At 58.5% G+C, this 13,521-nt stretch carries 11 protein-coding genes; 5 read left to right on the forward strand and 6 right to left on the reverse strand.

Annotated features, from left to right (window positions below; all coding sequences use genetic code 11):
* Positions 1-86 precede the first annotated feature (86 nt).
* A complete protein-coding gene (locus tag EN991_RS06200; RefSeq protein WP_348625597.1) occupies positions 87-1,025 on the forward strand; it encodes a GlxA family transcriptional regulator in 939 nt (312 codons plus the stop codon).
* A gap of 190 nt (positions 1,026-1,215) precedes the next feature.
* On the opposite strand, the gene EN991_RS06205 is transcribed toward EN991_RS06200, so the two are convergent.
* The 6 genes from EN991_RS06205 to EN991_RS06230 all read right to left on the reverse strand — a co-directional run bounded on the left by EN991_RS06205 (position 1,216) and on the right by EN991_RS06230 (position 7,908).
* Positions 1,216-1,998 carry an ABC transporter ATP-binding protein gene (locus tag EN991_RS06205; protein WP_127368376.1) on the reverse strand — a complete coding sequence of 261 codons (783 nt, stop codon included), beginning with the start codon at positions 1,996-1,998 and terminating at the stop codon, positions 1,216-1,218.
* Positions 1,995-2,768: an ABC transporter permease gene (locus EN991_RS06210; protein WP_013531157.1), complete on the reverse strand. Its 774-nt coding sequence runs from the start codon at positions 2,766-2,768 to the stop codon at positions 1,995-1,997. The genes EN991_RS06205 and EN991_RS06210 overlap by 4 nt, the downstream gene beginning before the upstream one ends.
* 107 nt (positions 2,769-2,875) lie before the next feature.
* Positions 2,876-3,826: an ABC transporter substrate-binding protein gene (locus EN991_RS06215; protein ID WP_013531156.1), complete on the reverse strand. Its 951-nt coding sequence runs from the start codon at positions 3,824-3,826 to the stop codon at positions 2,876-2,878.
* 154 nt (positions 3,827-3,980) lie between these two features.
* Positions 3,981-4,325 carry a peptidase inhibitor family I36 protein gene (locus EN991_RS06220; protein WP_013531155.1) on the reverse strand — a complete coding sequence of 115 codons (345 nt, stop codon included), beginning with the start codon at positions 4,323-4,325 and terminating at the stop codon, positions 3,981-3,983.
* A 78-nt stretch (positions 4,326-4,403) separates the two neighbouring features.
* Positions 4,404-5,252, reverse strand: coding sequence for a DUF1194 domain-containing protein (locus EN991_RS06225; protein ID WP_024501321.1), 849 nt, complete (start codon positions 5,250-5,252; stop codon positions 4,404-4,406).
* A 94-nt stretch (positions 5,253-5,346) separates the two neighbouring features.
* On the reverse strand, positions 5,347-7,908 hold the full coding sequence (locus EN991_RS06230; RefSeq protein WP_127368377.1) for an FAD-dependent oxidoreductase: 2,562 nt from the start codon (positions 7,906-7,908) through the stop codon (positions 5,347-5,349).
* Positions 7,909-8,260: 352 nt separating this feature from the next.
* Here EN991_RS06230 and EN991_RS06235 point away from each other — a divergent pair, with 352 nt between their 5' ends.
* From EN991_RS06235 to EN991_RS06250, 4 genes are all read left to right on the forward strand, one after another.
* Positions 8,261-8,917 (forward strand): hypothetical protein, encoded by a 657-nt coding sequence (locus EN991_RS06235; protein ID WP_063168210.1) that lies wholly within the window; start codon positions 8,261-8,263, stop codon positions 8,915-8,917.
* Between the two features lie 9 nt (positions 8,918-8,926).
* Positions 8,927-10,768 carry a hypothetical protein gene (locus EN991_RS06240; protein WP_127368378.1) on the forward strand — a complete coding sequence of 614 codons (1,842 nt, stop codon included), beginning with the start codon at positions 8,927-8,929 and terminating at the stop codon, positions 10,766-10,768.
* Positions 10,769-10,874: 106 nt separating this feature from the next.
* Positions 10,875-12,716, forward strand: a complete 1,842-nt coding sequence (locus EN991_RS06245) for a type I secretion system permease/ATPase (RefSeq protein WP_063168212.1) — start codon at positions 10,875-10,877, stop codon at positions 12,714-12,716.
* A partial coding sequence (locus EN991_RS06250; protein WP_127368379.1) for a biotin/lipoyl-binding protein occupies positions 12,703-13,521 on the forward strand: 819 nt, incomplete at its 3' end. The genes EN991_RS06245 and EN991_RS06250, both read left to right, overlap by 14 nt.

The raw sequence follows: 13,521 nt of genomic DNA on the forward strand, positions 1-13,521 counted from the left end.
CGCCATGGCTGTGTGAGGTTCCCTTGAACGCCGTAAAGCATCCGATCAAGCGGTCGTTTGTATTCTTCCTTATTCCCGATTTCACCATGATCGCCTTTGCGACCGCGCTCGACCCACTGCGCTCGGCCAATCGCATGCTCGGCTACGAGGCCTATCGCTGGCGCCTCGCCAGCATCGACGGCAAGCCGGTGCGCGCCTCGAACGGAGTCGAGTGCGCGGTCAACACGTCGCTCGAGGATGAACGCAAGAAGATGGCAGGCCCCGATCGGCCGAACATGGCCATCGTCTGCAGCGGCATCAATGTCGAGCGCTACCAAAACAAGTCCGCCTTCGCCTGGCTGCGCGAGGAATACAATCGCGGCGTCGCCGTTGGCGGCCTGTGCACCGGCGCGCATATCCTCGCCGCCGCCGGCCTGTTGTCCAACAAGCGCTGTGCCATCCACTGGGAGAACCTGCCGGGCTTTTCCGAGGCGTTCCCGAAGGCCAATGTCTTTGCCGACCTCTTCGAGATCGACCAGAACATCTACACCTGCGCCGGTGGCACTGCCGCACTCGACATGATGCTGAAGCTGATCGGCGACGACTTTGACGAGAACCTCGTCAACCGCGTCTGCGAGCAGGTGCTGACCGACCGCGTGCGCAGCCCCACCGACCGCCAGCGCCTGCCGCTGCGCGCCCGCCTCGGCGTCCAGAACTCGAAAGTGCTGACCATCATCGAGTTGATGGAGGGCAATCTGTCGGAGCCGCTGTCACTGATCGAGATCGCCGATCATGTCGACCTGTCGCGCCGCCAGATCGAGCGGCTGTTCCGCACCGAGATGGGCCGCTCCCCCGCCCGCTATTATCTCGAAATCCGGCTCGACCGCGCTCGGCACCTGCTGATCCAGTCCTCGATGCCAGTGGTCGAGGTGGCGGTCGCCTGCGGCTTCGTCTCGGCCTCGCATTTCTCCAAATGCTACCGCGAACTCTACGCCCGCTCGCCGCAGCAGGAGCGCGTCGACCGCAAGCAGCTGCTGGCCGCCTGAGCAGAGGTGTCACGTGAGTACGAGAACGACTCGACCCGAAAGACTGGCCGACCGGCGCATCTTTCCTCTCGATGTCGAAAAATGGCTAGCGCTCAAGGCGGCTCTGGACGCCCCGAAACGTGATCTTCCTCGCCTCAAGCTGTTGAGCGAGCCAAGTATCTTTCCAGATGATCAGGCTGTGTCGGTCTGACTACGCCTGCGCCGTGCGCATCGCCTCGACCCGAATATCCTCGGTCAGCCGCGCTTTCAGCGCCGAGAATTCCGGGCTGGTCTTCAGCGTGTAATGGCGCGGATGCGGCAGGTCGATGGCGACATCCGACTTGATGCGGCCGGGCCGCGCCGTCATCACGATGACGCGCGAGGCCATGAAGATCGCCTCCTCGATGTCATGGGTGACGAACAGCACCGTCTTTTGGCGCCGTTCCCAGATGCCGAGCAGCAGTTCCTGCATCAGACCGCGCGTCTGGTTGTCGAGCGCGCCGAACGGCTCGTCCAGCAACAGGATCTCCGGATCGTTAGCCAGCGCCCGGGCGATCGCCGTGCGCTGCTGCATGCCGCCGGAGAGCTGCTTCGGCCAATGGTTCTCGAACCCTTTCAGGCCGACGAGATTGATGTAGGAAGCGACGACCCCGTCCCGCTCCTTTTCGGGCATTCCGCGTTCGCGCAAGCCGAAAGCGATGTTCTGCGCCACAGTCAGCCAGGGAAACAGCGTGTAGGACTGAAAGACCATGCCGCGATCCGGCCCCGGCCGGGTCACCGCCTTGCCGTCGAGCAGCACACGGCCCTCGCTCGATGCTTCCAGGCCCGCGACAATCCTGAGCAGTGTCGACTTCCCGCAGCCGGACGGCCCCAGAATAGTGATGAAGTCGTTGGCGGCGACCGCCAGGTCGATCGGCATCAGCGCCTTGACCGGCTGACCGCCGCGCACGCCGGCAAAGGTGCGCGAAACGCCCTCGATGAGAAGCTTGTTCACGCCAGGCTCCACGGAAAGAGCCAGCGGTTGAAGGCCTTGAAGGCGAAGTCGGACAACAGCCCGATCAGTCCGATGACGATGATGCCGAAGATGATCTGACCCGTCGCCAGCCGCGACTGACTGTTGATGATCATGTAGCCGATGCCGGATGACGAGCCGATCAGTTCCGCGACGATGACATAGGTCCAGGCCCAGCCGAGCACCAGCCGCAGCGTCTCGGCGATCTCCGGCGCATTGGCCGGCATGATCACCCGGTTGACGATGCCGCTGTTGGTGGAACCCAGCGTGTAGGCGGCCTCGACCAGATCGCGTCGTGTGCCGCCAACTTTGACCGCGATGATGAGGACGATCTGGAACACCGAGCCGACGAAGATGACCAGCAGTTTTTCCAGCTCGCCGATGCCGGCCCACAAGATGAGCAGTGGGATGAATGCCGACGCAGGCAAGTAGCGGGCGAAGGAGACAAAAGGCTCCAGAAACGCCTCCACCGGCTTCCAGGCGCCCATCGCGATGCCAAGCGGCACCGCGACGACCGAGGCAAGCAGGAAGCCGCCGAAGACGCGCCAGATGGTGATCAGAACGTCGAGCCAGAAACGGTCTTCGACCAAAAGCCGCCAGCCATCCCGCAGCATCGACAGCGGATCGGCGAGGAAGATGCGGTTGACGTGGCCGCCTAGCGTGATCCAAGCCCAGAAGGCCACGAAAAGCACGAAGAAGGAAATGCCGAGCACGGTTCGGATGCCCGGCGAGACGGGATGCAAGGGGCGCATCGTCAAATCGTCGCCATTTTCAAATGGTCCCCATGCTCAAATCGCGCTTTGTCCAAGAGAAGGCGGCAGCGCCAGGCGCCGCCGCTTGATGGTCAAAGGCCGAACGATCAGTTCGAAACCGCGCTGGTGTCAGCCAACGTGGTGACGTCGGGCGCTTCCTTGATCAGTCCCATCTGCAGCAGCAGTTCGCCGGCGGTCTTGGAAAAGTCCTGGAATTCCTTGGTGAAGAACTGTTTGTTCTCCGCCCGGTCGGCCCATTTCAGGTATTTCGCCGAATCCTCGAATTCCTTGGCCGACTGTTTCACGTCGGCACCCATGGTCTCGTAGGATTTCTGCGGATCGCTCTTGATCAGGTCGAGTGCATCAAAATAGCTGTCGGCCAGCGCCTTGGCGGCATCCGGATTGGTTTTCAGGAATTCGGGTGTGCAGCCCACCGTGTCGAGCACCATCGGGTAGTCGAGCGTCGTCGCCAGGATATGGCCCTGGTCCGACTTGTCGCGCACCGCCGAGATGAACGGCTCGTAGGTGACGGCGGCGTCGTTCTGCCCGGCGAGGAAAGCTTGCGCCGCCGCATCAGGCTCCAGATTGACGACGGTGACGTCCTTCGTCGATATGCCGTTCTTGTTCAGCACCCAGGCGAGCATGAAATAGGGCGACGTGCCCGGCGCCGATGACGCGACGTTCTTGCCCTTGAGATCGGCGACGGTCTTGATGTTGTTGCGGGCGACGATGCCGTCGGCGCCGTAGGATTTGTCGAGCTGGAAGATCTGCTTGGTGGTGACGCCGCTGGCGTTCCACACCAGCCAGGTCTCCACCGTGGTGGCCGCGCATTGCAGGTCGCCGCTGGCGATGGCGAGCGGCCGGCTCGCTTGCGGCACCTTTTTCAAGGTCACGTCGAGTCCGTGTTTCTCGAAGATGCCCGCCTGCTTCGCAAGCGTCAGCGGCGCGAAGCCTGTCCAGCCGCTGATGCCGATAGTGACCGAGGTGGCAGCCATCGCCGGTGCGGACAGGCCGGCGGCAAGTGTCAGAGTTGCGGTAAGAACGGCGATCCTGTTCATGTCGGTTCCCCTTTTGTTTTTGCTGGGGAATTGTCTCACAGACGCCAATCGGCTTGTCAATGAACAGCTTGGTGAGGCAACCGGCAGGCCCGGCTCTGCTGTCGGCCAATGGCTACCACCGCCAGAAATCCATCGTGGCTAATCCAAAATGGCCTCAATAATCGTCGCAGGTGCACTCCGCCGACGATATACGGTCATTCCAGTCGCTGCCGCCGAAATCGCGGATCCGGCGCCGGATCTCGATCGAGCGGCCACCCATCCGGGAGTCCTCATAGGCAATGAGTGCGCAACCCCGGCGCACAATCACCGACGACACACGGTCGTTCCAGAACTGGCCGCCGCGAAAGTTCACGGAATCGTCGGGGCCCATACCGATGGACCGACCGCGAAAATTCGCGTGCTCGAACATCATGCAGGCGGGCTCATCATTGTATTGGGCGCTGGCGGCGTCGGCAAAAAGCACGGACGCGACAGCAGTCAGGATGGCTAGACGTTTCATCTGATGTTTCCTCGGTTTTTGCCGCGGCCCCTCCGACTGGATAGCGCGGTCCGGCCAATTTGCCAATGCTTCGGTCGCCTAGCGGCTGTCAAACATCCAGCTGCGGTTGCGCCACATTTTCTCGCCGACCAGGCAGTCGGTGGCGGGCTTGTCCTGCGCCAATACCATCGGCGGATGCGTGGCTTCTTCTGCCGCCCATTGCGGCGAGGCCGGGCCGGCGAGTTCCAGCACCAGCTTGCGACGGATGGCTTCGGGAAACTGCGTCCAGTCATTGACTGGAATCATGAAGGCTCCGGGTCCGCCGATGACGCAGTCGCTGTAGTAGCGATCGAGATTGCTGACGTCGTAGGCGCCGGAAAAACCGCCTCGCGTCATCAGCGGCAGGCCGTTGATGACGATGCCTTGCTTGATCAGATCGTCGCGGGTCAGGTTGACCGGCGCGCCTTGATTGTTGGGGCCATCGCCCGAAATGTCGATGACCCGCTTCGTGCCCTGGTAGCCGCTTTCGGCGAACAGGTCATTGCCGAACTCCAGCGCTCCGGAGATCGAGGTGCGCCGCGCGCTGTTGGGCGGCTGAGCGGATAGTTGCGCAACCACCCGCTCGGCGTCGGTGCGGCTGGCGATCACCGTCCACGGCACGATGACGCGCTGCCAGTTGGTGCCGGCCCATTCGACATAGGTGACGGCGATCTTGCCATAAGCGCCATCGGCAATGGCCTGCAGCACATTGTCGTGCGTCAGTGCCGCGGCGTAGCCGTGACGCTGGATCTCGAGTTCGTCCGGAGACATCGACAGCGAGACATCGACGGCCAGCACCAGCTCGACATCGACGGGCTCGTCAGCTTGGGCCGCGGGCGTCAACCAGAGCGTCAGTGCGAACGCGGCGCAGCCTGAAAGGAAATGTCTTGCGCAGGCAAAAGCAGACATGCCGCGAAGGTAAGCGAAAACCGTCGGCTTAAAAAGAGAAAAGCCCGGCCGATGGCCAGGCTTTTGCCTTCATGCCCTTTGCGCCGGCTAGCAATCAGCTGCGCGGCTTCAAATTCTCCGGATCGTAGAGCGGCTTGTAGCCGACAGCCGCCACTTCGACCGGATATGTCTCACCGAAATACTCGATCGTGAGCTTGCGGCCTTCCTGGGCGTACGCCCACGGCAGATAGGCAAGACCGATATTCTTGCCGATGGTCGGGCCATAGGCCATCGAGGTGGTGAAGGACCGCCGGCCGAGTTCGTCGACCAGCGTCTCGCCGGTCTTCGGATCCATCACCGGCATGGTGCCGACGGGATAGCGGGCAACGCCTTTGGAATCGACATTCTCGGTCATCACCAGCGTGCACAGCATGGCCGGTTGGTGCTCGCGGGCGCGGTATTCGACGTGCTTCGCCTTGCCGCAGAAATCGTTCTCCTTGACCTTTGGACGAGCGAGATCCGCTTCGAGCAGATTGTACTCGGTCAGAAGGTCGGCGTTCTGCAGGCGCAGGCTCTTTTCCATGCGGCGCGTGTTGGCATAGGTCTCGACGCCGAAAGGCATCACGCCGGTCGAGCGCAGCGCGTCCCACACAGCGAGACCGTCCTCGTAGCGCATATGCAGTTCCCAGCCCTGCTCGCCGACATAGGAGATGCGGAAAGCGGTGACGTCCTTGCCGCCGATCCGGACCGGCTTGATCGCCGCGAATGGGAAGTTCTCAACAGAGAGCCCGTCCGGGTTTTCGACCACCTTCTGCAAGGTCGCCCGGGCGTTCGGCCCCCAGATGCCGATGGTCACATAGTTCTCGGTCACGTCGGTGATGGTGACGTCGAAACCTTTGTCCTGTGCCGTGCGGCGCATGTACTGGAAATCGCGCGGGGCAGCATCCGCGCCGTCGATCAAACGACAGCGGTCGGCCATGCGAATGACGGTAAAGTCGGCCCGCACCATGCCTTCCTCGTCGAGGAAGTGGGTGTAGATGCCCTTGCCGATGTTGTTGTCGCCGCCAATCTTGGCTGCGCACAACCATTCCAGCAGCGCGACATGGTCTGGACCTTCGATGTCGTACATGGCGAAATGCGACAGGTTGACGATGCCGCAATCCTCGCTCATGGCGAGATGTTCGGCATTGGAGACGCGCCAGAAATGGCGGTTGTCCCATTCGTTCTCACGCACCGGCACCCGGTTGCCGTATTTCTCCAGGAGATGCTCGTTGGCGGCATAGCCGTGGGCGCGCTCCCAGCCGCCGAGTTCCATGAAATAGCCGCCGAGTTCCTTCTCGCGTTCCCAGAACGGCGAGCGCCGGATATTGCGGGCCTTGGAGAACGGCTCGCGCGGATGCACCGCCGGATTGTAGACCTTCATCGCCGTCTCGGTGCAGCGGTCCCAGATGAACTGCTCCTTGGTCTGGTGCGGATAGAACCGTGCATAGTCGATGGCATGGTGATCGATTGCGGTGCGGCCGTCGGTCATCCAGTCGGCGATCAGCTTGCCCATGCCGGGACCATCCTTGACCCAGATGGCAACGGCATACCACAGACCCCGCACCTTCTGGCTTTCGCCCATCGACGGGCCGCCGTCCGCGGTTACCTGGAGAAGTCCATTGAACGAATGGCTCTCATTATAGCCGAGTTCGCCGAGGATCGGCGTCAGTTCCATGGCGCGTTCGAGCGGCGCCAGGATCTGTTCCATGTCGAGATCGCGTTGCGACGGCGAAAGCCGCGCCTGGTCCTTCTCCAGCAGGTCGCGCGGGTGGCAAAGGCGCGGATTGGTCTCTTCGTAATAACCCCATTCGATCTGCCCGCCCTCGGCGGTCTTGGGATCACCGGTGTCGCGCATATAGGCCGAGTTGCCCTGGTCGCGCAGCAGCGGCCAGCCGATCTCCTTGCCGGTGCCGGCGAACTCGTTGTAGGGGCCGAAGAAGGTCAGCGGATGGTCGATCGGCATGACCGGCAGGTCTTCGCCGACCATTTCCGCTATCAGCCGGCCCCAAATCCCGGCGCAGACGACGACATAGTCGGCCTCGATGGTGCCGCGGTCCGTTACCACGCCTGATATGCGGCCGTCCTTGACGACCAGCGACCGGGCCGATGTGTTGGCGAAGGATTTGAGCTTGCCCGACGCTTCCGCCTGGTCGACCAGCTTGCCGGCGACCGTCTGCGAACGCGGGATGACCAGACCGGCATCGGGATCCCAAAGACCACCTTGAACAATCGCTTCTTCGATGAGCGGAAATTTTTCCTTGATCTCGGCCGGCTCGATCAGGCGCGCGCGCGTGCCAAACGCCTTGGCCGAGGCGATCTTGCGCTTGATTTCTTCCATTCGGCTGTCGTCGCCGACACGCGCGACCTCGAGGCCGCCGATACGCGCGTAATGACCCATCTTCTCGTAGAAATCGATGGAGTAGAGCGTCGTCCAGCACGACAGGAAATCGTGGCTGGTGGTGTAGCAGAAGTCGGAGGCGTGCGCCGTCGAGCCGATATCGGTCGGGATACCTGATTTGTCGATGCCGACAATGTCATCCCAGCCGCGTTCGATCAGGTGATGGGCGATCGATGCGCCGACAATACCGCCCAGGCCGACGATGACGACCCTCGCCTTTTTCGGAAACTCTGCCATTGCCCGCGACTCCAAAGTGATAAAGCGGGCGGACTATAGGGCGGAGCGGCAGCACGATTGAAGCCTGTTTGCGACATTGGCAAAAAGCCGAGCGACCAGACGGCAGAATGCTTCACACCGGGCGCCTGGGGCGGTTCGCTTTCCGGTAGGCTAACTCAGGCGAAGGCCCAGATGTCCTCGGCCTGGAAACCGACCTGATAGCTACGCATCGAGATCAGCATTATTATAAAAGATCTTACTTATATACTTCGATGAAAGATAAATCTGTAAGTATATTAATTGTTGCAATCGTTATGAGATATGGCATACTAATAACTTAACGAATTAGAGCGCATGCTGGGCGGGAAAACGCGTGCTCAAAGGTCGATTTTCAATTGCGCTCCTCTTGGCTTTGGTCACCTGCGGGCACTCGCAATCCGCATCACTCGACACTGGAGACGAACGTTTTCTCTGGCTCACCTCTTCGTCGATCGATCGCGTTGCCGTGACATACTCGCAGGGAACGCTCTATGTCCCCTCAGATCTATTTCGGGAACGAAATCCGAAGGCAACCATGGATATCAAGCAAGTCGCGCTACGACTGAGCTATCCTGAACTGAAAGCTGGCCGCGGGCCAAACCCCCAGATCCGGGGGGAGGAGGATCTGCTGCCGCTTTCGGACGCACTCGGAGTGGCGGCCTCCGTTCCAGGCGGCCCACTAAAAATTCATATTCCGCAAAACCTCCTGCTTCCAATTATAAATGACCTCGATGCTGGTATTAAATTCGCCTCGTTTCGCGTAAAGGATAATGCTAAGGGGTATCTCTCTCACAATATCTACTATATTTCCGCGCCGGATCCTATGTACATTATGTGCACTGGATATTCTTCTGTATCATCGTGCATGATGAGCTTTGATAGGGCTGGATTGCGCTGGATGATCATGGCGCCTCGTAAATATCTTCGAGAGGACGTCTCTAGGTTTCACAAACGTCTTTCGGCGCTGATTGATTCATTTTCTGAAAAATAGGAGCGTATCATGCCAACTTCACAGCAGATAAACGATATTAACTCTGCATATGCGCTTACCATCTCGACGGGTGACGCGTCTCATTACTACGATGCGCTTTCCGCCGCTGGCATCTACTATGGAAGCATGGCACATGGTGTCGTGAACGCCGACTCGTTAATCGGAATTGTTGCTAACAACTATGCCAAGAACAAAATAGATGGCGATTTCGCGTCAGGACTCTTTGACCAACGTCGCGATGCGCTCATGCTGGAACTCGCTACGCGTGACTACGCTCTTCGGTCAACACAAACTGATTGGAACCTTACGGGGCGGCAAATTTCCGACTATCATGATGCAGCATACCAAACTGTTTTCCCCGAGCTCTCAGGCGCGGCGGAAGGGTGGACACCCTACTACGAGGTTCGAGCTCTCAACGACTATGATTTCTGGCTGGTCACGTCGAGTGCGGATCTGTCTCAGTATCTATCCTACTTTAGAATGAATATTCCGCTGACAGTCGGCGATGCTACGGCGAAAAACTATGCGCTCCAATGGTTCCAGGATATGGATCCATTTGTGTTTAATCTATCTCAGATGAAATTTATTATCGGGGACGATGTTCTCGCCAAAAGCTTGCTCCAGTGGGCCGCTACCCATACGGGATTCTTGGATAGCAAGCAGTCATATCTGTTCGAGCAAAAACCGTATGCCCCAGCTAACGACACCGATGCGTCTGGTTTCCTTGGCAGGTTCATTCATGGTCTCCTGATTGAGGAGGCGGTTTCAGGAACCTCAAATATCCTGCATGTCAGCACTGACTACAAGGAGATATCGTTCGACCGGAGCGATCTCCCCACAACTCCCCATGGGACTGAGTTCGATCACGTGATCAACCAGACCATCGGCACCGCAAACGAGTTGACTCTTGCAGGGTACAATTCCGAGTGGATGCAATCGGATTCCTACAAACTGTCGAACCCTTACTATTGGGGGCTCGACCCGCATAACATCGTCAATATCAACGGCGCCACCTTCATAGCCGGAAATGCGGCAACATCGGCGAACAAGGATGGAAATCTGGTTGTCCTGCAGGGTGACGTTACCAGCTTCACCTTGAACAGCACCTCTCAGTTTATTCTTGTTGGGAATGAAAAGGACAACGAGATAACCTTGGTCAATCCGGATCAGGGATTTGTCTTTTCTGGCGCTGGAAATGACCACATCATAGTCTCGGGTGTTGCAGACAACAGCTGGGGTATAATCCTGCCGGTCATGATTGATACGGGCAGCGGGAACGACACGATCGAGTTCCAGGATTCGAGTCACTTTTTTGTCGGCTATGTCATGACGCCCGATGGCGGGCATGACGTCGCTGTTGGAAATCTAGAGAAGTATTGGCCATCAGATCCCGCTTCAGACTATTCTGCTCCCTTGAATAATTTCCTATTGTCTGGATTAAGCCTCACCGATCTGGATCTAGAGAAGACATTGGTCGCGCAGCGTACAACAACGATACATGCAAGTGAGCAATGGTATGAGATAGACTATGTTACGAACTGGTGGGATGTAAAATATACCCTCAGCGGCAATGACGGAGCCACTTCAATCGAAATTGGTACATATTCATTTAGCTCCAACAAGGCCTACTACATCAGTACCGATGTGCTTTATGGAGACTACACGGTAGACTTTGGTATGTCTTCAGAATGGACAGGGTCGGCGCATGTTATTAACGGGTACTTCGGCAGATCGCAGGTTTTTAATTCATTCTCGTTGGCTTATTTGGACGAAAATGACAACGCGCACAGCGTGGCAATGAACACCGTGTTTGATATGGGATTCGACCCAGCATGGCTTGTTGCCGCTTGAAGTATGTCTTGGGTGAGTCACCTCGGTCTGGATCAGTGGCAGTAACAAGCAATATGCTTGAGCTATGCATAGGATTTTGTGCTGAAGTAGGTGGAACGAGATCTCCATGACCCGATCCCCCGAGAAGATAGGTTCTGGGGGATTTGAAAGGTCACTTGTTGCGGCGAACAAGGCGGTAATCCTCGCAACAGCGGTGATAAGCGGCGTCATAAACGTATTGGCGCTAACTGCCCCCTTGTTCATGTTGCAGGTTTATGACCGTGTGCTTGCCAGCCACAGCGTCCCAACACTGGTCGGCCTCGGGATGCTTGCGTTCGGCCTATATGCCTTTCAATGCGGCCTTGACATCATTCGTGCCCGCGTTCTTCTACGCGTCGGTGAGCGGTTCGATCACCAGCTTTCCGGGCGCGTTCACGACGCAGTCGTCCGCCTTCCACTCGAAACTCGCATGCCCAGCGACGGATTGCAGCCGCTGCGCGATCTCGACAATGTACGCAATTTTCTCTCCGGACCCGGTCCGACCGCGTTTTTCGATTTACCTTGGATGCCCTTTTATCTCGGCCTGTGTTTTCTACTTCATTTCTGGCTTGGTATGACAGCAATGGTCGGCGCGATCTTGTTGGTCTCGCTTACCGTTATTACCGATGCGTCTTCCCGCAACCCAACTCGAGAGGCACTCCGGCATAACACGGTGCGCAATGCCTTGCTGGACGCGTCCCGTCGCAATGCCGAAGCTATACGTGCGATGGGGCTTAGCAATCGCATGACCGCGCGCTGGCGCCTTGCAAATTCGGACTACCTTGCGGCAAATCGCAGGGCCAGCGATGTTGTTAGCGGCCTAGGGGGCGTTGCAAAAACACTTCGTTTGGTTCTCCAGTCCGCAATCCTGGCAGTGGGTGCATGGCTCGCTATCGAGCAGCAGGTCACACCGGGGGTGATGATTGCCAGTTCCATCATAATGGGCCGCGCACTAGCGCCCGTCGAATTGGCAATCGGAAGTTGGAAAGTGTTCCTGATGGCGAGACAGAGTTGGATCCGCCTCAGGGATTTGCTGCTGATGATGCCTGAAGAGACAACTGTCTTGGCCCTGCCCAAACCGCAATGCGAACTGCGTGCCGCAGGCATCACCGTCGTTCCCCCTGGTGAGACGAAGCCGACGGTCTTCGCAGCAAACTTCGTCATGCGCGCGGGGAGCGCGCTCGGCATTATTGGCCCTAGCGGTGCGGGGAAGTCGACGCTTGCCCGCGCTCTCGTTGGCGCCTGGACCCCGGCGAGCGGCAAAGTGCGTATTGACGACGCGTCACTCGACCAGTGGGATCAGGAGGCAATCGGTCGCCACATCGGCTACCTGCCACAGGGGGGCGAACTTTTCGATGGCACGATCGCAGAGAACATCGCCCGCTTCGAATCCGACGCGAAGCCGGAGACAATTGTATCAGCCGCGATGGCGGCTGGCGTTCATGAGCTTATCCTGCAGTTTGATAAAGGATATGAAGCCCGCATTGGAGAAGCCGGATCATCCCTTTCGGCAGGGCAACGCCAGCGGATCGGCCTTGCCAGGGCACTCTACGCCGATCCGTTCCTCGTCGTGCTCGATGAACCCAATGCGAATCTTGACGCCGATGGCGAAGCTGCTGTTGTGAAGGCAATCGCGGCCGTGAGGGAACGCAAGGGGATCGCAATAGTTATAGCGCATCGACCGAGCGCGCTAGCTGCAGTCGATTTCGTTCTCATGATGGAGGCCGGTCGGGTCAAAGCCTTCGGACCACGCGACGAAGTTCTTTCGAAAATATCAAAGGTCCCTTCTCCGAATCCTACCATGGCTGGATATCCGGGCTTTTCTGTATCGGCCAGGATGCTCGCGCCCTTCAAGATGGTCGCAGATCCGAACGAGTCAAAGCCGGAGGTCGCTGAAATCTTGATGGAGGGATCCGATGCCAAACGTTGAGGCCGAATTGGTTTCAAGATCTATCCGGCGGCACCTCTTCATTGGCGGCACTTCCTGCCTTTTCTTGGTGGGAGGCATAGGCGGGTGGGCGGCCGCAACCAATCTCTCTGGTGCAGTCGTGGCTTCCGGCACCTTTGTCGTCGATAGCTATGTCAAGAAAATCCAACATTTGACTGGAGGCGTTATCAGCGAGATTCTCATCAAGGAGGGGCAGAAGATTGCTGCCGGAGATGTACTTGTGCGCCTCGATGCAACGCAAGCGCGGGCAAACCTTGGAATCGTCACCAAGAGGCTGGACGAATTGACTGCACGGCTCGCTAGACTTGAGGCCGAGCGCGACGACGAAGACCAGATTGCGTTTCCAGGAACTTTACTTTCCCGGCTTGACAACACCGATATCGCCGCAGCCGTTCAGAGTGAGCGTCGACTGTTTGAGTTCAGGAAGGAAGACCGAGCGGGGAAGAAGTCCCAGTTGCGCGAAAGAATTAAGCAGTTCGCGCATGAGATCGATGGCCTGAAGTCTCGCGAAACAGCCTTTGATCGTGGGCTCTCTGTGCTTGATGCCGAGATCGCCTCGCTTCAAGTGCTCCGGGCAAAGGGCATTGTTTCTGTGTTGCGATTGAACGACCTGGAGCGAGAGGCGGCGACCCTCGGCGGTGATCGAGGCGAGGCGATGGCCGGCCAGGCTCAAGCAGCAGGCCGAATATCGGAAGCTAGACTGCAGATCCTGCAGATCGACTCCGACCTGAAAACTGAAGTGAGCGCCGAACTTCGTGAAGTGCAAGGTCAGATCGGAGAATATATC

The sequence above is a fragment of the Mesorhizobium sp. M7A.F.Ca.US.005.03.2.1 genome (assembly GCF_003997795.1).
In the GTDB taxonomy this organism is placed as follows: Bacteria; Pseudomonadota; Alphaproteobacteria; order Rhizobiales; family Rhizobiaceae; genus Mesorhizobium; species Mesorhizobium ciceri.